The sequence below is a fragment of the Bradyrhizobium sp. CCBAU 45384 genome, from assembly GCF_028128665.1.
Lineage (GTDB): Bacteria > Pseudomonadota > Alphaproteobacteria > Rhizobiales > Xanthobacteraceae > Bradyrhizobium > Bradyrhizobium manausense.
In genome coordinates, this window is record NZ_LBIZ01000115.1 from 113440 (window position 1) to 135252 (window position 21813).

The window sequence follows — 21813 nt, forward strand, 5'->3', positions numbered from 1 at the left end:
CGAGCCTGCCCAGCGGGTTCCGATTTGGTTTAAACCGTCACAAATTTGCAACAGGCCTTCTGCAGAGCCGGGCCGCAACGGCCCCGGGCTCTCACCTTGGCCCCGCGAACCGCGCGACTCGCGACACCGTCCCGCTGCCGAAGCGTTAAGCAAGGGATGACGCTTTTTCACACCTTACGCGGCGGTTCAAACTAGCCCACTATTGAGGCACTGCATCCCATGCAAGCGCATCAACGCATGTTAGATCCGACGCCTAACGGCCTGCATTCCGGCGAGTCCCCGTTGCTCAAGACGGTCGGGCTGACCAAGCGCTATGGCGAGTTCCTCGCCAACGATTCCATCGACATCGACGTCTGGCCTAGGGAAATCCACGCCCTGCTTGGCGAGAACGGCGCCGGCAAATCGACGCTGGTGAAGGCGATCTACGGGCTGATCCAGCCCTCTGCCGGCGAAATCCGCTGGCAGGGCGAACCAATCGTGCTGTCCGGCCCCTCTGAGGCGCGCAGCCGCGGCATCGGCATGGTGTTCCAGCACTTTTCGCTGTTCGACAACCTCACCGTCGCTGAGAACGTCGCCCTTGGCCTCGACGGCAAGGAATCGTTCAAGGACATGTCGGCGCGGCTCGAGCAGGTATCCAGAACCTACGGACTGCCGCTCGATCCCAGACGGGAGGTCTGGCAATTGTCCGTCGGCGAGCGCCAGCGCATCGAGATCGTTCGCGCGCTGATGCAGGATCCAAAATTCCTGATTCTGGATGAGCCGACCGCCGTGCTGACGCCGCAGGAGGCGGACCAGCTCTTTGTCGTGCTGGAACGGCTCAAGGCCGAGGGCCGCGCCATCCTCTATATCAGCCACAAGCTCGAGGAGGTGAAGCGGCTCTGCGACACCGCCACGATCCTGCGCGGCGGCAAGAAGATCCAGACCTGCAATCCCAGGCAGGAGACCGCCGCCTCGCTCGCGCGCATGATGGTTGGCGGCGAGATCAAGGAAGTGAAGGCCGCCGCCGGGCGGCGGACGACGATCCCACGGCTCGTCGTCAACGATCTCTCGCTCGCGCCCGACGAGGCGCACGGGGTCCGGCTCGAACACATCTCGTTCGAATTGAAGGGCGGCGAAATCCTCGGCATCGCCGGCGTCGCCGGCAACGGCCAGGACGAATTGTTTGCCGCCCTGTCCGGCGAGCGATTGTCGAAAGATCCGGGGACGATCGTGATCGAAGGCATCGCTGCCGGCCACCTTTCGATCACCAAGCGTCGCAAGCTTGGCGCCGCCTTCGTGCCCGAAGAGAGGCTCGGCCACGGCACTGCGCCGCGCATGAAACTGTCGGAGAACGCGCTGCTGACGGGCCATGCCGCCAGCGGAATGGTCCATCACGGCTTCATCGACACCGCGGCCACGCTGAAGACGGTGGACAAGGCGACCGAGACGTTTGACGTCCGCAAGGCAAAGCGCGACCCGGAAGCCGCATCCCTCTCCGGCGGTAATCTGCAGAAATTCATTGTCGGCCGCGAGATTCTGCGCAACCCTGCAGTGCTGGTGGTGAGCCAGCCGACCTGGGGCGTCGACGCTGGAGCTGCCGCCGTCATCCGCCAGGCGTTGCTTGACCTGGCGACCGCAGGCGCCGCGGTGCTGGTGACCAGCCAGGATCTCGACGAGCTGGCCGAAATCGCCGACCGTATCGCCGTGATGTTCCACGGCCGCTTGTCTGCTCCGCTGGCAGCAAGCGAGGCGACGCGCGAGAAGCTCGGCCTGTTGATGGGCGGCAGCACCCTGGAGCCGAAGGAGGCCGCGCATGCAGTTGGTGCTTGAGAAGCGCGCCGAGCGCTCCAACACGATCGCGCTGGTCTCGCCGCTGATCGCGATCGGCCTGACGATCGTGACCATGACCATCCTGTTCGCGATTCTTGGCAAGAATCCGGTCCTCGCCCTGCACGCTTATTTCATTGCGCCTCTGACCGACGGCTATTCGCTTCAGGAGATCGCCGTGAAGGCGACGCCGCTGGTGATGATCGCGATCGGGCTGTCGCTCTGCTACCTCGCCAATGCCTGGAACATCGGCGCTGAGGGGCAATTCCTGATCGGCGCGGTTGCTGGAAGCTGGATTGCGGTCAAGACGCAAGGCACCGACGCCGGCGCCTGGGTGCTGCCGGCCATGCTCGTGCTGGCCGCTGCCGCCGGCGCGCTCTATGCGCTGATCCCGGCAATCTGCAAGGTGAAGTTCGGTGCTAGTGAAATCCTGACCAGCCTGATGCTGGTCTATGTCGCCGACCTCCTGATGGACTATCTCGTCCGCGGGCCCTGGCGCGACCCGAAGGGTTTCAATTTCCCGACCACGGCGGAGTTCGATCCCGTCGCGACGGTGCCGCTGCTGATCGAAGGCGGCCGGCTGCATTTCGGCTCGATCATTGCACTGCTGGTCGTGGCAGCCGCAGCAATCCTGCTTGGACGCACCATCAAGGGATTCGAGATCCGCGTGGTCGGTGCTGCGCCGCGCGCGGCGCGGTTCGGCGGCTTCAACGCCAACCAGCTGATCATCCTGACCTTCGCGGTGTCCGGCGCGCTGGCCGGCCTTGCCGGCATCATCGAAGTCGCAGGTCCCGTCGGACACCTCCAACCCGGCATCTCACCCGGCTACGGTTTCACCGCGATTATCGTCGCGTTCCTCGGCCGGCTGAACCCGATTGGAATATTAATTGCAGGCCTGTTTCTCGCGCTCACCTTTATCGGCGGCGAGCAGGCGCAGATCGCAATGAAGATCCCGTTGGACGTCACCAAGGTGTTCCAGGGCATCCTGCTCTTCTACGTGCTCGCCTGCGATTCTCTCATTCTCTACCGCTTCAAGCTGCTCTTCCCGAACCGACAGGTGACCCGTGGAGCTGGTTGAAGCCATCATCCTGTCGGTGCTCGCCGCCTCGACACCGCTCCTGATCGCAGCAACCGGCGAGCTCGTCACCGAGCGGTCCGGCGTGCTTAATCTCGGCGTCGAGGGCATGATGATTGTCGGCGCGGCCTGCGGCTTTGGCGGCGCGTGGTTGACCGGATCGATTCTGATCGGCGCGCTGTTCGGCATCATCGCGGGAGTGCTGATGTCACTGATCTTCGCGCTGATGGCACTCGGGCTCGCTGTCAACCAGGTCGCAACAGGGTTGGCGTTGACCATCCTCGGCATCGGCCTCTCCGGCCTCATCGGTGCAGGCTTCGTCGGCGAACGGCTCACGCCGGCCGCACATTTATACATTTCTGGACTCACCGACATTCCTTTGGTCGGCCGCGTCCTGTTCGGCGAGGACGCCTTCGTCTATTTCTCGATCGCTCTCATCGTCGGCGTCTGGTGGTTCCTGTATCGCACACGCGCGGGATTGATCCTGCGCGCCTGCGGCGACAATCATATCTCGGCACACGCGCTTGGCTATCCCGTGCTGCGCATCCGCACCCTCGCCGTGATGTTCGGCGGCGCCTGCGCAGGTCTTGCCGGCGCCTATCTGCCGCTTGCCTATACGCCGTTCTTCATTCCCGGCATGACTGCGGGCCGCGGCTGGATCGCACTCGCGCTGGTCGTGTTCGCATCCTGGCGGCCGGGTCGGCTCGTGGTCGGCGCTTACCTGTTCGGTGCAGTGACGATCCTGCAACTGCATGCGCAAGGCTGGGGCGTCGGCATTCCTTCGCAATTCATGTCTGCACTGCCGTATCTGGCGACGGTCATCGTGCTGGTCCTGCTCTCCCGCGCGCGAACCGGCGGCTCGACCGCGCCGGCCGCGCTCGGCATCGTGTTCGTGCCTGACCGCTAGCGTTTTGGTTTCCGCAGTGTGCGCGATGGGGCGCGCACGCTGCGGATCGTGGCTATCCCCTGATGTTTGGAGATTGATGATGAGGAAATCACTTCTTGCGCTGGCTGCCGGCCTTCTGCTTGCCGGGAGCGTCAGTGCAGCTTCCGCCGCCGATAAGCTGAAAGTCGGCTTCATTTACCTCGGCCCGATCGGCGATCTCGGCTGGACCTACCAGCACGATCAAGCGCGCCTGGCGCTCGAGAAGGAGCTTGGCGACAAGATCGAGACCACTTATCTCGAAAATGTCCCTGAAGGTCCCGACGCCGAACGCGCTATCGAGCAGCTTGTCCGCGCCGGCAACAAGCTGATCTTCACGACGTCGTTCGGCTACATGGATCCGACGCTGAAGGTCGCCAAGAAATATCCGAACGTGCATTTCGAGCACGCGACCGGCTACAAGCGCGACAAGAATATGTCGACGTATTCCTCGAAGTGGTATCAGGGCCGCTACATTCAAGGCCTGATCGCGGCCAAGATGTCGAAGTCGGGCGTGCTCGGTTATATCGGTTCGTTCCCGATCCCCGAGGTCGTCTCCGGCATCAACGCGACGATGATCGCGGCGCAGAGCATCAACCCCAACATCAAGGTCAAGATCATCTGGGCCAACACCTGGTTCGACCCGGGCAAGGAAGCCGACGCCGCCAAGGCGCTGATCGACCAGGGCGTCGACGTGATCATGCAGCACACGGACTCGCCCGCCGCGATGCAGATCGCCAGCGAACGCGGCAAGCTCGCCTTCGGCCAGGATTCCGAGATGATCAAGTTCGGGCCCAAGACCCAGCTGACCTCGATCCTCGACACCTGGGCCCCCTACTACATCGCCCGCGTCAAGGCCGAGCTCGACGGCACCTGGAAGTCGGAAGACACCTGGGGCGGTCTCGACAGCCACATGTTCGCGATGGCGCCGTATACCAATATGCCCGACGACGTGAAAAAGATCGCCGAGGATGCCCAGGCGGCGATCACCGCCGGCAAACTGCACCCGTTCAAATGCCCGGTCATTGGGCAGGACGGCAAGGAGATCGAGTGCAAGGGCGGCGCCAATCTCGATGACGGCCAGATCCTCGGCATGAATTTCTACGTCAAGGGCATCGACGACAAGCTGCCGGGCAAGTAGCACGCTTCTTGCATTGCCTAAATCACCTGCTCCTCCCGGAGGAGGTTCGGAGGGGGTGGCCAGAAGCACCCGGCACTTGTGGCCGCCCCCTCTTTCTATCCTAGCCCGCCTGCATCGCCCGCGCCGCGGCGCTGTGCCGGCGGATCAGGTCCGGAACGTCCAGTCCCGGGATCGCGCCGTCGATCACGGCCCAGTTCCCCGCCACCATCACCCTGTCAGCCCGATGCGCGCCGCACAGCACCAGCGCGGCCAGGGCATCGCCGTGGCCGGAGAAACGCAGCTCGTCGAGCTTGAACAGCGCAAGGTCGGCGGCCTTGCCGACGGCGATCTCGCCGAGTTCCGGGCGGCCGACGCAGGCTGCCGAGCCTTGGGTGGCCCAGCGCAGCGCATCCTTGTGGCTGACCTTGGTCACGCCATAGCGCGCCCGCTGCAGCAGGAACGCCGCGCGCACCTCCTGCATCAGGTTCGACCCATCATTGGAGGCCGAACCGTCGACGCCAATGCCGATCCCGACCCCGGCCTCCTCCATCTCGCACACCGGACAGCAGCCGGAGGCCAGCAGCTGGTTGCTGCACGCGCAATGGCTGATGGTCGTCTTGGCCTTGCCGAGCCGCTTCATCTCGTCGGCGTTGAAAAAGATGCCGTGCGCGAGCCAGGTCCGCGGATTGAGCCAGCCGCATTGCTCGAGATAGTCGAGCGGACGGCAGCCATACATCTGCTGGCAGAATTTGTTCTCGTCCTCGGTCTCGGCGAGATGGGTGTGCAGGCGCACGTCGAGCTTGTCGGCGAGATCGGCGGTGGCGCGCATCAAGGACGTCGTCACCGAAAACGGCGAGCACGGCGCAAGCGCAATCTGCACCATCGCATCCGCGCCGCGCTGGTGATGCTTGGCCACCACGCGCGCGCTGTCGGCCAGGATGGTGTCCTCGTCCTGCACGACGCTGTCAGGCGGCAGGCCGCCGTCGCGTTGCGACAGGTTCATCGAGCCACGCGTCAGCAGCACACGGACGCCGAGCCGCCTTGCGACGCCGACCTCGATATCGACGGACTCCTCGAGCCCTTTCGGGAAGACATAGTGATGATCCGTCGTCGTCGTGCAGCCCGAGAGCAGCAGTTCCGACATCGCCACGGTGACGCCGAGCTCGAGCGCCTCGGGCGTCATCTTCGCCCACACCGGATAGAGCGCCTGCAGCCAGGGAAACAGCTCGCGATCCATTGCCGCCGGCAGCGCCCGCGTCAGCGTCTGATAAAAATGATGATGGGTGTTGATGAGGCCCGGCAGCACGACATGCTCGCTCGCATCGAACACCGTGACACCGGCAGTCGCCGGTGTTCCGCCTGAAGGCACGAGTTCGACGATACGACCATCCTTAACGACGACCCCGCGGCCAGCGCCGTCAGCGAGAATGGCCTGGGGATCCCTGATCCAGATCGGCTTTGCGTCGCTCATGTCTCCATTTCTCCTCGCCCTCGTTAACGAATCGCCTGCAAGGCAAAGGCCATTCCGAGTGCGTCATTGCTGCGACTTGTTGTTGCTACTTGGCGCTGGTCTTGCAAGAATTTACCTCGACACAAATCATCCGGCGCAGGCGTTCTCGCAAGTCATGGACTTGAATACCATCACAGCGGTTTCCCATCCGCAAACGCGCTCCGAACTGCCCGTTTGGACGCCAGGTGATGCTTGGCTCGCGGGCGGTACCTGGCTGTTCTCCGAGCCGCAGATCCACCTCACGCGGCTGATCGATCTCGCCGATCTGAAATGGCCGGCACTGACGATCACCGACAGCCATCTCAGCATCGCAGCCACCTGCACCATCTCGCAACTCGACGCGTTCACCTGTCCGCCTGACTGGCTCGCGGCCCCACTGATCAGCCAATGCTGTCGCGCCTTCCTCGCCTCGTTCAAGATCTGGAAAACGGCGACGGTCGGCGGCAATCTCTGCATGTCGCTGCCGGCGGGACCGATGATCTCGCTCACATCCGCACTCGACGGCATCTGCACCATCTGGAAAGCCGGCGGCGGCGAGCAGAGGATGCCCGTCGCTGACTTCGTCATCGGCAACCAGCGCAATCGCTTGTCGCCGGGCGACCTTCTGCGCCAGATCGACATTCCGCTTCCTGCCCTGAAGCGTCGCTCCGCGTTTCGCCAGATCTCGCTCGCACCGGTCGGCCGCTCCGCGGCCCTGCTGATCGGAAGCCTCGATGGCAATGGCGCGTTGAAGCTGACCGTAACAGCATCGACCGTGCGCCCGATCCAGATATCGTTTCCCGGGCCGACCGATGCGAGCACGCTTCGCACCGCGATCTCCGAGGAGATCCCCGACGATCTCTATCACACCGACATTCATGGCAAGCCGCTTTGGCGCAAGCACATGACGCTGCGGCTCGCCGAGGAGATCCGTGCCGAACTGCTGGGTGCAACGCCGTCATGAGCTTCGAGATCAACGGCACGACATTTCCGCAAATGCCGCGCGCCGGCCAATGCCTGCGCACGTTTTTGCGCGAGCTTGGCCAGTTCGGAGTGAAAAAAGGCTGCGACGCCGGCGATTGCGGGGCCTGCACCGTGCTGCTCGACGGCGAGCCGGTGCACAGCTGCCTGATCCCCGCGTTCCGCGCGGAGGGACGCGCCATCACCACGATCGAAGGGCTCGGCAGCGAGGACGGAACGCATCCGATGCAGCAGGCTTTTCTCGACGCGCAAGCGTTCCAGTGCGGCTTCTGCACCGCCGGCATGATCCTGACCTGCGCCTCGTTGAACCAGGCGCAACGTACCGACCTTGGCGCAGCGCTGAAGGGCAATATCTGTCGCTGCACGGGCTATCGCGCGATCGAGGACGCGATCCACGGCAAATGCAATGTCGAGGCGCGCGTCGAGGCCGGCGGCGCGTTCGGCCGCAGCCTGCCGGCGCCTGCAGGGCCGGACGTCGTCCGCGGCAAGGCGCGCTACACGTTCGACACCGAGATCGAGGGCCTGCTGCACATCAAGCTGCTGCGCTCGCCGCATGCCCATGCCCGGATCGTGTCGATTGACAAGTCGGCGGCGATGGCAGTTCCGGGCGTGCACGCCATCCTGACGCATGAGGATGCGCCAATGGTGCTGACATCGACGGCGCGGCATGAGAAGGATTGGATGGATCCCGAGGATACCCGCATCCTCGACGACGTGGTCCGCTTCATCGGCCAGAGGGTCGCGGCGGTGGTGGCCGAGAGTGAAGGCGTGGCCGAGGAGGCCTGCCGGCGACTGAACGTCACGTACGAGATTCTGCCCGCGTTGATCGATCCGGAGCAGGCGATGATGCCGGGCGCGCCGCTCGTTCACCCAGATAGGACCAGCGCCAACCGCGTTGCCGACGCGCAGCGCAACCTGGTCGCCGAGATTCATGGCGAGTTCGGCGATGTCGCCTCCGCACTCGTCACCTCCGCCGTGACGTACGAGGCCACGTTCCACAGCCATCGCGTGCAGCATGCGGCGCTGGAGACCCATGGCGGCCTCGCCTGGCTCGACGAAGCAGGCGTGCTCAACGTCCGCAGTTCGACGCAGGTGCCGTTCCTGACCCGGCGCGCGCTGTCGGACATCTTTAGGCTTCCGATGGACAAGGTCCGCGTGTTCTGCGAGCGGGTCGGCGGCGGCTTTGGCGGCAAGCAGGAGATGTTCGTCGAGGATATCCTGGCGCTGGCCGCGCTGAAGACGGGACGCCCCGTCAAGCTCGAGCTCACCCGCGAGGAACAGTTCATCGCGACCTCGACACGGCATCCGATGCGGGTCCACATCAAGGCCGGCGCCGACTCTAGCGGCAAGCTCACCGCGCTCCAGCTCGAAGTGCTCTCCAATACCGGCGCTTACGGCAATCACGGCCCCTCGGTGATGTTCCACGCGGTGAACGAATCGATCGCCGTCTATAACTGCCCCAACAAGCGGGTCGATGGCTTCGTCGTCTACACCAATACGGTGCCCGCCGGCGCGTTTCGCGGCTATGGCCTGCCGCAGTCGGTGGTCGCGGTGGAAGCCGCGATCGACGAACTGGCCGGGCAGCTCGGCATCAGCCCTTACGACATGCGCCGCCGCAATATCGTCAGGCCCGGCGATCCCATGCTGTCGCCACCTGAGTCCGAATATCATGACGTGTTGTATGGCTCCTACGGGCTCGACCAATGCATCGACCTCGTCGAACGCGCCATGCTGGCGGATCAGCCGCAGCCCGAGCTGTCGCCGGACTGGCTGACCGGCGACGGCATCGCGCTGACCATGATCGACACCGCACCGCCCGCCGGCCACATCGCCGACGCCATGATCGCGCTCAACGAGGATGGCGGCTTCGATCTCACCGTCGGGACCGCCGAGTTCGGCAACGGCACCAGCACGGTGCACCGGCAGATCGCCGCCACTGTCCTGGCGACCACCGTCGACAGGATCCGCCTGCGCCAGTCCGATACCGCCCATGGCGGCCACGACACCGGCGCCTATGGCAGCACCGGCACCTTCGTTGCCGGCAAGGCGACGCAGGCCGCCGCAACGCAGCTTGCCGCCGAATTGAAGGCGGCCGCCGCTGGCGCGTGGCTTTGCGATGTCGCGAGCTGCACGCTCGAGGACGAATTCGTCGCCAGCGGCGTGCGCCGGATGTCCTTTGCCGAGCTCGCCAAGCACGCGCGCGAGGCGGGTCGTCCGCTCGCAGCGCAAGGCAATTCCGAGGGAACGCCACGCTCGGTCGGGTTCAACGTCCAGGGCTTTCGCGTCGCCGTGAACAAGGGCACCGGCGAGATCAGGATTCTCCGGAGCGTGCAGGCCGCCGATGCCGGCGTCGTCGCCAATCCCATGCAATGCCGCGGCCAGGTCGAGGGCGGCGTCGCGCAAGCCCTCGGTGCTGCGCTCTACGAGGAGATGGTGATCGACGCGGAGGGGCGCGTCACCAATCCCAAATTCCGTGACTACCATCTGCCGTCCTTCGCGGACGTGCCGCGCACGGAGGTGTTGTTCGCCGAGACATCCGATACGATGGGGCCGCTGGGCGCGAAGTCGATGAGCGAGAGCCCGTACAATCCGGTCGCCGCCGCCCTCGGCAACGCCATCGCCGATGCCACCGGCATCCGCTTCACCGCGCCGCCGTTCAAGCCGGACCGGCTGTTTCCAGCCCTGCACGACAAGTTCGGCGACTAGCTGCCGCGATAGGTCGAATAGCTCCACGGCGTGACCAGCAGCGGCACGTGGTAATGGCTTTCCGGCTCGCTGATCGCAAACCGTAGCGGGATCTCGTCGAGGAACGGCGGATCCGACAGCGGCACGTTGCGCTCGGCGTAATACTTTCCGACGTTGAAGCGGAGCTCGTAGCGGCCGATCGGCAGCGGGCGACCGCCGATCAGCGGCTGGTCAGTGCGGCCGTCGGCGTTGGTGACGGTGCGCGCGATGATACGGTTCTCGCCGAGCGCAGCGAGCTCGACCAGCTCCACGGGAATCCCCGGCGCGGGCTTGCCGGCGTGATTGTCCAGCACATGAGTCGAGAGCCGGCCGTGCACCTTCAGTCTGTCGTCGGCGATGACCAGCTGATCGAGCCGCAGCGCCGAGATGCGGCCGATCTCCTCGATCGCGCGACGCGTCTCGGTCTTGGCGATATTGCGCAGCCGCGTCTCGAAGTCGCGCAGCACCGAATCCTTGGTGTGACGTCGCACGCAGACGATATAGGGGAAGCCGAACTTTTCGCGGTAAGCGTTGTTGACGCGCTCGAACGCCGAATATTCGGCCTCCGACAGCCGGTCGAGGCCGGCGCTGTTCTGCTCGTCGGTCGATTCCGCCGTCAGGCCCGCCGCGCGCTGGGTCTTGTTGGCCAAGTCAGGATGCGCGCGGATCAACGCCAGCTGCACGTCGGGTTCGGCCGCCTGGATCGCCGCCATCAGCGCGGCGTGCAACTGATTGATGCCGGCGAACGGCCGCTGCGCAGCGATCCGCTCGGCAATCCACGGCGAATATTCGACGACATTGGCGAGCGCGGCGACGAAGTCGGCCTTGCTTGCGGCGTTGAGATCGGCGAGCGGGATTTGCGCCATCACATCTCTACCGGATCTCGAACGCGTCGGCCGCGAGATGCGCATGCTTGTTGTGCCAATGCTGCGCGATCTGCAGCCGCGTCGGCACCCAGACGCGATCGTGCTTGCCGACATAATCGAGGAAGCGGATCAGGCCTGCGGCACGGCCCGGCCGGCCGGCGAGGCGGCAGTGCAGTCCCACCGACATCATCTTCGGCGCGGTCTCGCCTTCGGCGTAGAGCACGTCGAAGGCGTCCTTCAGATAGGTGAAGAACTGCTCGCCTTCGGCAAACCCTTGCGGGTTGATGAAGCGCATGTCGTTGGCGTCGAGCGTATAGGGAATCATGAGCTGCTTGCCGTTCGCGCCCTTGACCCAATAGGGCAGATCGTCGGCATAGGAGTCGCAGAGATAGAGGAAGCCGCCCTCCTCCATCAGCAGACGGTTGGTGTTGATCGAGGAGCGCCCGGTGTACCAGCCGAGCGGCCGCGATCCGACCGCCTCGGTGTGAACGCGGATGGACTCGGCGATCTCGGCGCGCTCCTGCGCCTCGGTCATGTCCTTGTGCTCGATCCATTTCAGGCTGTGGCTTGCGATGTCCCAGCCTGATTCCTTCATCGCCGCGACGATCTCGGGATTGCGCTTCAGCGCAGTGGACACCCCGAACACGGTGGTCGGCCATTTGCGCTCGCCAAACAGGCGCCACAAGCGCCAGAAGCCGGCGCGCGAGCCATATTCGAACATGGATTCGATATTGGCGTGGCGCTGGCCCGGCCAGGGCTGCGCGCCCAGCACGTCGGACAGGAACGCTTCCGAGGCGCGGTCGCCGTGCAAGACGTTGTTCTCACCGCCCTCCTCGAAATTGACAACGAACTGCACCGCGACCCGGGCGTTGCCGGGCCACTCTGGATGCGGCGGGTTGCGACCGTAACCGCGGAGATCGCGCGGGTAGCTGTTGTCAGTCACTCAGACTTCCTCGAAGCGGATCGGCAGCGCACCCTTCCACAGCACGCTCTTGCCCAGCGGTGCCAGGTTCTCCAGCCCCGAAGTCACGGTGATGAAGTGATTGCCGGCGAGCTGGCCCATCTTGCTGGCGAAATGCACGCCGCCATAGGCGAGCAGGATCTCGGTCTCGCTGATGCCGCCGGGATAGAGGATGATCTGGCCCGGGGCAGGATAGCTGGTGTGGTTCTCGTAGCCGACACCGAAGTCGAGATCGCCGAGCGGCATCCAGACGCCTTCGCCGCTCCAGCGCACATGGATGATGTGGCTTTCGAACGGCAGCGCCTTGCGGAACGCCGCGACGGTCTTGGGTGCGGCCTGCTCTTCGAAGCGGGCATCGAAGGTGAAATCGCCGGCGCGGATAACGAGTTTGCTCATCTCATCTCTCTGGGTCGGGGGCCAAAAGGTTCGCCCCACGGGGAACTTGCACGCAAAGAGCATTCCAGCGGGCTTCGCGCAAGGGCGTGAGGTCCGTTACCTGCGGTCGTAGGACCAGCCGAAAATGCCACTCCGCCGTACCTCCGGCTCGGGCTCCGCAGCGGCGGCGGCGGCCGGCGGCGCCTCCTTCAGTTCCGCCTGGGGCGGTGGCGGAGACGGCGCCGGCAGGTTCTCGCATTTCATGGAATAGACCAGCTTGCCGTCGGCGGTGCGTCCGATCGGAGTGCAGGGGTCGGGATGCGCCGCCGCGGCTTTGGGAGCGGGTTTGACCTGCGCCACCGCCGGCGAGGCGATCAAAAGCAGGACCAGCAGATATTTCGACATCATTGTCGCGCCTGAAACCTTCATTGCTCCCATTCAACCGGATTGCACCAGCCAAGTCCATCCGCACCCGCCAGGCGACTGCCGAATATTTAGCCGGGACCAAAAAATTCGCTCGCCCCATCGTGAACCCGGCCAGGGTGATATCAGGCCGGAGGCATCGCCATGTCATGCGAGACGACGATGACATTTCTCACGACCGGGACGTCGTCACGGGAGAAACATCCATGCGAAAGACTCTTGCCATTCTCGGCGCCACGCTGATCACCGCCATCACCATCCAGACCGCCGCCGCGAACGACCGTCAGCACGTTCGCAAGGCACGACCTGCCCCCATCACCCAGTCGGTGCGCGACTCCAATGCAGCCATGTGGCCGTCGCAGCCGTCTGAACCCGACTGGTCGCGCTACGCCAATGGCGCAATGTCGGCACCGGCGGGACGGTGAGACGGAAGGTATAGAGCGCTCTCGTGTTCCGGACGCGCTGCAGCGCGTAGCGTTGCTGCGCAGAGCCGGGACCCACGCGACACGGATTGCTCGGAGATGTGGGCCCCGGCTCTGCAGCGCACCGTCGAAGAGACGCTGCGCTGCGTCTGGGGCACGAGAGAGTATGAGGCGCCCACATCGCTTCTCCAATTGAAGCTGTCATTCCCCGCGACCCGGCTATGCCAAGGCTTCGCCGGGGTTGAGGTCCAGGGCAGCCGAAGCTTTTAGCGTAGGCGGCAGGCGGGGAATCCAGTACGCCGCGCCTTCTCGGCTCAATCATTGCTGTCTCTGAGTCCTGGATCGCCCGGTCCTAGTGCGCAATTGCGCACTGGCCGGGCGATGACAGCGAGTGTGTAGACGCAGTATGAGGGCACGGCATCGCTCTTCCGTTCGCAGGTGTCGTAGGGTGGGAAAGGCGCCAAGCGCCGTGCCCACCATGTGCTTGTGGTGGGCACGCTTCGCTTTGCCTACCCTACGATAGCGTCGTCTGTGGCAAGCAGCGCTCCAATCGCAGACACGCCTTCGCCTCCTCGCGGCTCATTTCGCCCAAGCTTTGCTTGATCTCTCCACCCTCTCAATCAAGAGGCGCAGGGAAGACCGGGTGCCGACCTCGCACCCGCGGTCTGCTGCGCGAAAATGTAGCGCAAGAAGATCGCACAGCAGCATACAGGTGAAGTCCAACACACGGCCTTCCCTGCGCAGGGGTTCTCAGGCAGCAAAAAATGTAATAATAACAACATTATGGGGCCGGTGTGTCCTCCGTTGTGTCCCGATTTGATCAGGGTCTTGGACGATATGGAGAGTTTCTGAGACCTATTGGAAGGTGCTGGATAACGACGCCTTACCATTCAATGTCCGGGCCGCGGTCACCGGTGCAAAGTATAGTTCCCAAAGCTTGAGCAATGACCTGATGCATGGAAAAGAGTGTCTTAAGACGTTGATAGAACGGATCGGCCATGAGCACGTCGAGCTGCGGTTGCAAACTGAACGTGAGCACGAGGCACAGCTGTTCGGCCAAGGGACGCTAATCTTTAATCTCGAGAACTTATATTTGGCGCCGTTTGTTATCGAGTTTGGCCTCAAGCTCACGGGTCTTTATGGCGTTGCGCGGCGAAATGCCGAGCGTGTTCTCATCAAGAGAAATTTGATCCGCTCCGCATCTTTGCCTCGAAGCTTTGATGGTTTCACAATGCTCCACGTGAGCGATCTACACGGCGACACTAGTCTCGGTGCGATGGGTCATTTGGCTGATATCACTCGGGACCTTGTGTACGACATCTGTGTGTTAACGGGCGACTATCGCGGAAAGACCTATGGGTCATTCGAGAAGAGCCTGGAAGCTATCGCTCCGGTTATGGCAAGCCTAAAGCAACCAATTTTCGCGGTGCTCGGCAATCACGATAGCATTTTGATGACGCCTGCGCTCGAAGCGATGGGCGCAAAGGTGTTGTTCAATGAAACCGAGGTAATTGCGCGGGGAAATGATCAAATCTACCTTGCCGGAATTGATGACGCGCATTTCTATCGCGTTGGCGATATTGGCAAGGCGGCCCATGCAATTCCAGTCAACACCTACTCAATACTCCTCTCGCACACGCCGGAGGTCTACCGTGAGGCCGCACACAGAGGCTTCGACTTGATGCTAAGCGGACATACGCACGGAGGTCAGCTCTGCCTGCCCTACGGGGTTCCGATCAAGCTCGAAGCAAAGTTGCCGCGGCGGCTGGGTAGCGGCGCGTGGCGATATGGTCATATGGCCGGCTACACTTCGACAGGGGCTGGCACCAGCCTCCTGCCGGTCCGGCTCAACTGTCCAGCCGAAGTCACCTTGCATACACTACGGCAAGGATGAGGTTGGTAGAGAACTCTTAACAGTCAACGTGGACTGAACCGGACCCTGTGGCTGGCTGTCCCAAATACATTCACATTTGCCGCCCTGATAGAGCCGGACCATCCGGTCTGTTTCAGGGGGCAATCATCGATGTCCGCAGCACCAAGGGATTGGCGCATGCCGGGCAAGGTAAAGGTGGGGACCCCGTGATCCGCAATACGGCCTCCGGACGATGGCCGGACTAGCGGGCTCGCGCTAGTTGTGGTTATTGAGATCCTATGGCTGGGAAACTGATTTCGACCGGCGGGCGCACGCTGCGGCTGTTGAAGCTCGTCTTTGCGCTGCTCTGCTTGACCATACTGGTGACCAACATCCGCACGACGTCGGGTTGGAACGAAGCGCGCGGCGTCTACGATGACGTGTGCTACCTTCGGCAGGCGCACTTGTTTCAGCGCTTTGGCGTCAGTGGCTTGGACACAAACAGCTCGCGTGACGACGACGGCTTCTTCCAGGCCAAATTGAAAGAGATCGGGTATTCCGATTGGCGAGACCCGACCCGGTGGCCTTGCCACACCCCGATGTCAGACCACAAGATGGTCGTTCAATACCCACCCGGAACCGGGTTCTTGCTGGCCCTGTTCCCCGACGGCCATCAGGTGGTGCCACTCTACCTTGCCGCCACCCTGATCGTTTGTTGCTTTGCCCTCCTAGCCATTTTTTCAGCTCAATGGATTCCTGCGGTGCTTGCAGCCGGAGCGTTCGGGGCTCTGGCCCTGGTGCTGATGATCAATCCTACGAAGGCCAGCTACTCGATCGCGCCGACGATGGCGATTTGTGCACTCGCAGGGTTCTTAACCGCACGATGGATGGCAGAGGAGCGCGATAATAGCCTGTTGGCGATGGTCATCGGCTTGCTGCTCGGATTGTCGGTCAATCTTAGATTGGCCAACCTGTTCCTTGGATCGGGTTATTTCCTAGTCCTTGGAATCTCGTTGCTGCGCTCGCGCAAACCCAGCGCCTTCGCACAGACCATGGGATTTGGGATTGCGTTCGTGCTCGGCATGGCCCCAACATTGATTGCAAACGCCATTAACGCAGGTAGCCCCTTTGCGACGACGTACGGTACCGCCGACGTGATCGCCCCAGCGTTCGACCTCGGCGTCCTCGGCGAATATGCAAGAGATATTCAATCCGTGCTGATCATGCTTGCTGTGAGCTGGATCACATGGCTATTGCGGACGGATGAGAACGGCGTCCGAAGGGTCGCACTCCTCGTGGCGGGCAATCTCGCCATCAATCTCTTGTTTTTTCTAAGCCACCCGATCTTTACTCCCTACTACATTGTGCCGATTGCGATGCTTTCGCTTTGGAGCGTGTGCTTTGCTGGACTGATTCTCTCTGCAAAAGCTGCCGCGCCGACGCCTGTCTCGCTAGAAGCCGCAAGCCTCAAAGCACTTCCGTAAATGACATCTCCGCCCTTCCGCATCGCCGTTCTAGTGCCCTGCTATAACGAGGAAGCAACGATCGCGACGGTCGTTACTGACTTTCGCAAGGCTCTGCCTTCGGCAGAAGTCTACGTCTATGACAACAACTCAAGCGACCACACGGCCAGCGCCGCCCGCGACGCGGGAGCCAATGTCCGCAGTGAGTATCGGCAGGGCAAAGGCAACGTGGTGCGCCGCATGTTCGCCGATATCGATGCCGACGTATATGTGCTTGTGGACGGCGATGCCACCTACGACGCGCCAAGCGCGCCACGCATGATCGAAAAGCTGATCGACGACCATCTTGACATGGTCGCCGGTTTCCGAGTCGATCAGTCCGACGCTGCATATCGACGAGGCCATCGCGCTGGCAACAGGATGCTGACAAGCGTTCTCTCATCGACTTTTGGTCACACGTTCAAGGATATCCTCTCGGGTTATCGCGTGTTTTCGCGCCGGTTCGTGAAGTCTTTTCCGGTTCTATCCGACGGATTCGAGATCGAGACCGAGCTTGTTGTCTACGCACTGGAATTGTCGCTACCGGTTGCCGAGGTGCCGACGCCCTACTACGCTCGCCCGGAAGGCTCCTTCTCCAAGCTCAACACGTGGCGTGACGGCTTTCGTATCCTCGGCACCATGTTGCGGCTCTACCGCTCGGAGAGGCCGTTGCGCTTTTTCACGGCCATCGGGATCGTTCTCGCGCTCGCTTCGGTCATTCTGGCCATTCCAATTTTGATCACCTTCATTGAGACCGGATTGGTGCCGCGCCTGCCAACGGCTGTGCTGTCGATGGGATTAATGATCATGGCGATGTTGTCCGTGTCATCCGGTCTGGTGCTCGACACCGTAACGCGGGGACGGCGAGAGATGAAGATGCTGGCCTATCTTTCGCAGCCGTACCTCTCGACGTATCGATCACCACCATGAAATTCGCCGCCCACCAACTGGCGCGCTCGAAAGGCCGGGAATAGGGCCTATTGGGACCCAGCCCTTTCGGCGGCCATCGCCGTCCTCTTCGCCAGAGTTTCAGAAGCGCTTGTTTCGGCGGGGCTTTTTCATTTGTAGAGCATCGGGAAAAAGAGCTTGCAGCATGGACCACACGGTTTTGCCGTATGCGCGTTCGCCTGGTGCCGCAGGGGCTTTCGGCAGTGTGCACACGCGCCGAAAGCCTGTTGGCACGACGAACGAACAGCGCCGCTCATCCACACGCGGTCTCGGGCTCACAGGGACTACCCGCCCTGCCCGCACCCTCTCGTGCCGACGCTGCCGTGTCCACCGCATCCCCGGCTCGCAAACGTGACGACTACGATCGCCCCTCAAGGTGAGCCGGGATGGGCCATACATAATTTCGGTAAAGTGGAATATTTTTGCGGCGTAGGATTGACAGAGGGCGACACGCCGGCCTCTCCGTGTCATTCCGGGGCGCGCCTCTTGGCGCGAGCCCGGAATCCATTTCACAGCGTGACTTGGGCCCGATGGATTCCGGGCTCGATGCTGCGCATCGCCCCGGAATGACGATGGGGAGAGTCCGTGGCCATATCAATACGGATCGTAGTAGTAGCGCGGTCCACCATAGTAGCCATAGCCTGGACCATAATAGCGCGGGCCGCCATAGTAATAATTGTCGTAGTATTCCTGGCGCCGGCTCTCGGCGATCGCGCCTCCGATCAAACCGGCCGCGGCGCCCATGAATGCAAGGCCCGCAGCGCTCGGCCCGCGCCGGTAATAGCGACGACGGCGCGCGGCGCTGAAATCGGTCGCGTCGGATGAGCCCTGCCCGGCCGTGGCGGCGGGCGGAGCCTTGGCCGGACCCTTGGCCGCTGCCGGCGATCCGGCAGCCGACGGCGAGACGGACGCGACGGCCAGAGCAAGACCGGCGAAGGCGGCCAGTACAGTGCTGCGGCCATTTCTCGATTTCACCGACCTGTCACTCATCTTCGCGTCCTCTGCTCTCGCCAAAAAGGCGATATGGAAACACGGTATAATGCGCAAGGCACTGCAATGGTTTCGTGATCGCGGCAATCTGACACGCTTTGACCGATAGGACCGCCTCTAGGCCCTGTAGCTCCAGTACCTCCGCACCGCATCGCCCGCGGCCTGGAGGTCAAAACGCTGGTCGGGCGCGAGTTGCTGCACGATCAAACTGAACATGTCGTTCAGGATCGAGCGCTTCTCGCCGAAATAGGAATGGCGCAGGCCGACCAGGCTGGTATCGACCAGCGAGGCATCGATGGTGTCGACGCCGTCGACGATCGTCAGCGCCTCGCCAGCCTCGCCCGCCCGGGGATAACCGTGCACGAATTTCGAGGCCAGCAGCGCCACGTCACGCGACGAGGCATAGAGGGTCACGCGCGAGGCACAGCCTTTGAACTTGGCCGCGAGCTGGACAAAGCGGTCGCGGTCGATGTCAGGCGCGGCAAGGACGATCTGCCCGAGCTTTGCGGCACCTGATGGCATCTGCCAGGACGTCACGCCTTCGAGCGTGTTGATCACGGCGCGGTTGCCCATGCTGTGAGCGATGACGTGAACCTTGGCGGCACCGATCTCGCCGAGCGCGAGCTGGAGAAACGCCTCGAAATGATCGCGCGACCAGTCGATCGTGCTCTCATCCACGGTGTACTTCCTGGTGTCCGCCGCCGACGCCCAGCTGTATAGCAGCGTCCTGCCGGCGAATTTCAGATCCACGGCAAGCTGCCCGGCGCGCCGCGCCGCGTCTTCAAATGTGACGTTGTAACCATGTACGAAGATCAGGACGTCGTGCAAATCCGCCGCCGCAAGCGAATCCTTCAAGGTGGCAACGAAGGCGTCCCTGCCCAGCGCGCCCACCGACTTGAGGATGACGTGCTTTTCCGGATTGGCCGAGAATTCGAGGTGCCACCAGCTCGGGCTGGTGAGCTCGCCGAGGTCGCGGCCATGCGTGGGCACGCTGACCTCGGCGATCCCGAATGACGGCGTCCCGCGCGCAGCGCCAAAATAGCGCGCCGGCGTGTCGTCGCCGCGGCCGCGGTCGGTGCCGTAGAACACGGGGATGGTGACGATTCCGGTCGCCTCATCCGTGGTCGGCTCGACGATATCAGGGACGACCAGCGGCGAGACCCGGCCGCGGCGGGTCACGGTCTCGGTGGCGGGCGCGGGCGCCGCCATGTCTTCCATCACATGCGCGACAAGCTCCGTAGCGGGCGCCTCTGCGAGCAGCCGCGCGAGCAGCAGGTCGAGCGACTGGCGAAGCCTGGCCGGATCCTCGCCCTTGCCGGCGCGACCGGCCAATTCCTGCAATTCGTCGGCGTAAGGGGGCCATTTGTCGCCCAGCAGATCCTTCAGCCGGGGCCCGAGTTCGAGCAAGGCAAGCAACAGGCGAAGCGTGTCCGACATCGCACGTCCCTCGTCGCTGGATGCGGCCGGGGGCCAGCCCCGCCGTCGGTCCCTAGCCTAGAGGTTGTGAACGATCTGGCAAGTCCGCCCGGCGTGCCGGCCTCGACTTGCCTGGGCGCGATCAGGACAATGCACCCAGCACGCCGCGCGTGGCCTTGTCGATCTCCTCGACATAGCGGCGGCGGGCGGTGGTCTCGGTCAGGAAGCCGACCACCTTGCGGCTGTCGGTGGAATCGACCACCGCCAGCATTTCGGCCTCGGCCTCGTCGAACACCGCCATGGCCGACTTCACGTTCATTTCCGGGATCAGCACGATCTCGGTCAGCCGCGCGAGCTCGATCACCTGGATGTCGTCGGCAATGGTGTCGAGGTCGCTGGAGAACAAATCGGGCAGCAGGACCAGGCCGACATATTCGTCGGCGTTGTTGACGACGACAACGCCCGGGCGCGATCCCAGCGGAAATTCGCTGCGGGTCGCGGCGATGGTGGTGCTCGAGGGCACCTTGGCGACGTCGGAGCGCATCAGACGCTCGACGGTGAGGTTGCGCAGCCAGCCGACGTCATTGGCGCTGCGGATGGTCTCGCCGCGCAGATGCAGGCGCCAGGTCGAGAAGGAGTGGCCGAACATGAAGCGGACGCAGATCGAGGTGACGATGCAGCCGGCCAGCACCACGGCGGTGACGTCGACATTGCGGGTCATCTCGAGCACGAGGAACGACATGGTCAAGGGACCGCCGACGATGGCAACGCCCAGCGTCGCCATGCCGGTCAGCATCGCCACCAGCGGATCGATCACGAAGTTCGGGCTGATCAGGAGCAGCACCGCAGAGAAGAACTTTCCGATCAGGCTGCCGACGAACAGCGAGGCGAAGAACAGACCGCCGCGGAAGCCCGAGGCCAGCGAGATCAGGCAGGCCGTCACCTTCAGCCCGATGATGATCGCGACCAGGCCGATCGTCATGTCGTGGAAGAGGTCGAGCACCATGGCGCCGTGGCCGGCCGCCAGCACCTGCGGCGTGACGAGGGCGAAGCTGCCGACGATGAGGCCGCCGAACACCGGGCGCAGCCAGACCGGCAGCCATTTGAACAGGCGCTCGAACATCGGCGAGGAGCGCATCACGGCAATGCCGACGCCGCTGGTGACGAGCGCGAGCCCGATCAGCGCCAGATATTGCTCGACGCCGACGGCGCTGACCTTCGGTATTTCGATGGAGTACGGCGCGCCGCCGAGCCATTGCGCAGTGAGCGCGCCGGCAAGCGACGCCGCCAGGATCGGCGCGGCGCTGCCGACCGAATAGACGCCGACGATCAACTCGCAGGCGTAGAACGCGCCGGTGATCGGCGCGCCGAAGGCCGCGGCGATCGCAGCGGCGGCGCCGCAGCCGACGATCAGGCGAAGATCGTTACGGCGGAGATTGAAGAATTTGCCGAACAGGGAGGCGATGCCCGAGCCGATCTGGGTGTAGCCGGCCTCGAGGCCGACAGAGGCGCCGCAGCCGTTCGAGATCAGCGTCTGGCTCGACACCACCACGCTGTCGCGCATCGACAGATTGCCGCCGCGCAGCGCGTTGGCCTCGATCGGGTCGACCGCGCTCGAGATCTTCAGCCGCCGCCGCCACCATTCCATGATGCCGAGGATGAGGCCGCCGAGCGCCGGCGCGATCATCGCCGCGAAGGGATTGATATAGGCGTTGGCGGAAAGGCGCACGTCGATCGGAATGCCGAAGATCACGACATGGGCGATCTGCGCGATCACGGCCATCAGGGTCACGATCGCGCCGGCCAGCGTGCCGATGACGAGCGCGAGCGGGATCAGGTAGAACTCGTTGCTGCGCAACAGCGCGCGCAGCCGGACCATCGTGCGGTTGGTCCCCTTGCCGTCGACGAAATATCTGATCCGCGCGAACACCGCTTGCGAGC

18 protein-coding genes are annotated in these 21813 nt (G+C 63.4%); 10 read left to right on the plus strand and 8 right to left on the minus strand.

All coding sequences use genetic code 11. From position 1 onward, the window contains the following. The first annotated feature begins 237 nt into the window (after nucleotides 1–237). The 4 genes from XH80_RS28395 (at nucleotide 238) to XH80_RS28410 (ending at nucleotide 4944) form a co-directional block, all read left to right on the plus strand. The gene (locus XH80_RS28395; protein ID WP_271601420.1) at nucleotides 238–1809 is read left to right on the plus strand and encodes an ABC transporter ATP-binding protein; all 1572 of its coding nucleotides are present in this window, start codon (nucleotides 238–240) and stop codon (nucleotides 1807–1809) included. Beyond that, nucleotides 1793–2884, plus strand: a complete 1092-nt coding sequence (locus XH80_RS28400) for an ABC transporter permease (protein WP_271601421.1) — start codon at nucleotides 1793–1795, stop codon at nucleotides 2882–2884. The genes XH80_RS28395 and XH80_RS28400 overlap by 17 nt, the downstream gene beginning before the upstream one ends. Further along, entirely contained in the window at nucleotides 2871–3788 is a 918-nt protein-coding gene (locus XH80_RS28405) for an ABC transporter permease (protein ID WP_271601422.1), read from the plus strand. Before XH80_RS28400 ends, XH80_RS28405 begins: the two co-directional genes overlap by 14 nt. Nucleotides 3789–3867: 79 nt before the next feature. Continuing rightward, entirely contained in the window at nucleotides 3868–4944 is a 1077-nt protein-coding gene (locus XH80_RS28410) for a BMP family ABC transporter substrate-binding protein (RefSeq protein WP_271601423.1), read from the plus strand. Nucleotides 4945–5044: 100 nt separating this feature from the next. Here the strand turns inward: XH80_RS28410 and XH80_RS28415 are convergent, their stop codons facing one another. Further along, nucleotides 5045–6394 (minus strand): 8-oxoguanine deaminase, encoded by a 1350-nt coding sequence (locus XH80_RS28415; RefSeq protein WP_271601424.1) that lies wholly within the window; start codon nucleotides 6392–6394, stop codon nucleotides 5045–5047. Between the two features lie 154 nt (nucleotides 6395–6548). Here XH80_RS28415 and XH80_RS28420 point away from each other — a divergent pair, with 154 nt between their 5' ends. Then, complete coding sequence (locus tag XH80_RS28420) at nucleotides 6549–7376, plus strand: FAD binding domain-containing protein (protein ID WP_271601425.1); 828 nt, start codon at nucleotides 6549–6551, stop codon at nucleotides 7374–7376. Beyond that, nucleotides 7373–10099, plus strand: a complete 2727-nt coding sequence (locus XH80_RS28425) for a molybdopterin-dependent oxidoreductase (RefSeq protein WP_271601426.1) — start codon at nucleotides 7373–7375, stop codon at nucleotides 10097–10099. The genes XH80_RS28420 and XH80_RS28425 overlap by 4 nt, the downstream gene beginning before the upstream one ends. On the opposite strand, the gene uraD is transcribed toward XH80_RS28425, so the two are convergent. From uraD to XH80_RS28445, 4 genes are all read right to left on the minus strand, one after another. Continuing rightward, nucleotides 10096–10983, minus strand: a complete 888-nt coding sequence (gene uraD / locus XH80_RS28430; RefSeq protein ID WP_271601427.1) for a 2-oxo-4-hydroxy-4-carboxy-5-ureidoimidazoline decarboxylase — start codon at nucleotides 10981–10983, stop codon at nucleotides 10096–10098. The genes XH80_RS28425 and uraD overlap by 4 nt on opposite strands. Nucleotides 10984–10990: 7 nt before the next feature. Next, complete coding sequence (puuE, locus tag XH80_RS28435) at nucleotides 10991–11926, minus strand: allantoinase PuuE (protein WP_271601428.1); 936 nt, start codon at nucleotides 11924–11926, stop codon at nucleotides 10991–10993. Further along, nucleotides 11927–12340: a DUF3830 family protein gene (locus XH80_RS28440; RefSeq protein ID WP_057750758.1), complete on the minus strand. Its 414-nt coding sequence runs from the start codon at nucleotides 12338–12340 to the stop codon at nucleotides 11927–11929. 96 nt (nucleotides 12341–12436) lie between these two features. Next, nucleotides 12437–12724, minus strand: coding sequence for a hypothetical protein (locus XH80_RS28445; protein ID WP_205668255.1), 288 nt, complete (start codon nucleotides 12722–12724; stop codon nucleotides 12437–12439). A gap of 224 nt (nucleotides 12725–12948) precedes the next feature. On the opposite strand from XH80_RS28445, the gene XH80_RS28450 reads away from it, so the two are divergent. The 4 genes from XH80_RS28450 to XH80_RS28465 all read left to right on the plus strand — a co-directional run bounded on the left by XH80_RS28450 (nucleotide 12949) and on the right by XH80_RS28465 (nucleotide 17448). Continuing rightward, nucleotides 12949–13167, plus strand: coding sequence for a hypothetical protein (locus XH80_RS28450; protein ID WP_271601429.1), 219 nt, complete (start codon nucleotides 12949–12951; stop codon nucleotides 13165–13167). An 862-nt stretch (nucleotides 13168–14029) separates the two neighbouring features. Continuing rightward, nucleotides 14030–15058, plus strand: coding sequence for a metallophosphoesterase (locus XH80_RS28455; protein ID WP_271601430.1), 1029 nt, complete (start codon nucleotides 14030–14032; stop codon nucleotides 15056–15058). Between the two features lie 257 nt (nucleotides 15059–15315). Then, nucleotides 15316–16500: a hypothetical protein gene (locus XH80_RS28460; RefSeq protein WP_271601431.1), complete on the plus strand. Its 1185-nt coding sequence runs from the start codon at nucleotides 15316–15318 to the stop codon at nucleotides 16498–16500. Further along, nucleotides 16501–17448 (plus strand): glycosyltransferase family 2 protein, encoded by a 948-nt coding sequence (locus XH80_RS28465; RefSeq protein WP_271601432.1) that lies wholly within the window; start codon nucleotides 16501–16503, stop codon nucleotides 17446–17448. Between the two features lie 612 nt (nucleotides 17449–18060). Here XH80_RS28465 and XH80_RS28470 read toward each other — a convergent pair. The 3 genes from XH80_RS28470 to XH80_RS28480 form a co-directional block, all read right to left on the minus strand. Further along, nucleotides 18061–18456, minus strand: coding sequence for a hypothetical protein (locus XH80_RS28470; RefSeq protein ID WP_271601433.1), 396 nt, complete (start codon nucleotides 18454–18456; stop codon nucleotides 18061–18063). A gap of 117 nt (nucleotides 18457–18573) precedes the next feature. Further along, nucleotides 18574–19893 (minus strand): alpha/beta hydrolase, encoded by a 1320-nt coding sequence (locus tag XH80_RS28475; protein WP_271601434.1) that lies wholly within the window; start codon nucleotides 19891–19893, stop codon nucleotides 18574–18576. 121 nt (nucleotides 19894–20014) lie between these two features. Continuing rightward, nucleotides 20015–21802 carry a chloride channel protein gene (locus XH80_RS28480; protein ID WP_271601435.1) on the minus strand — a complete coding sequence of 596 codons (1788 nt, stop codon included), beginning with the start codon at nucleotides 21800–21802 and terminating at the stop codon, nucleotides 20015–20017. Between the last annotated feature and the right edge of the window lie 11 nt (nucleotides 21803–21813).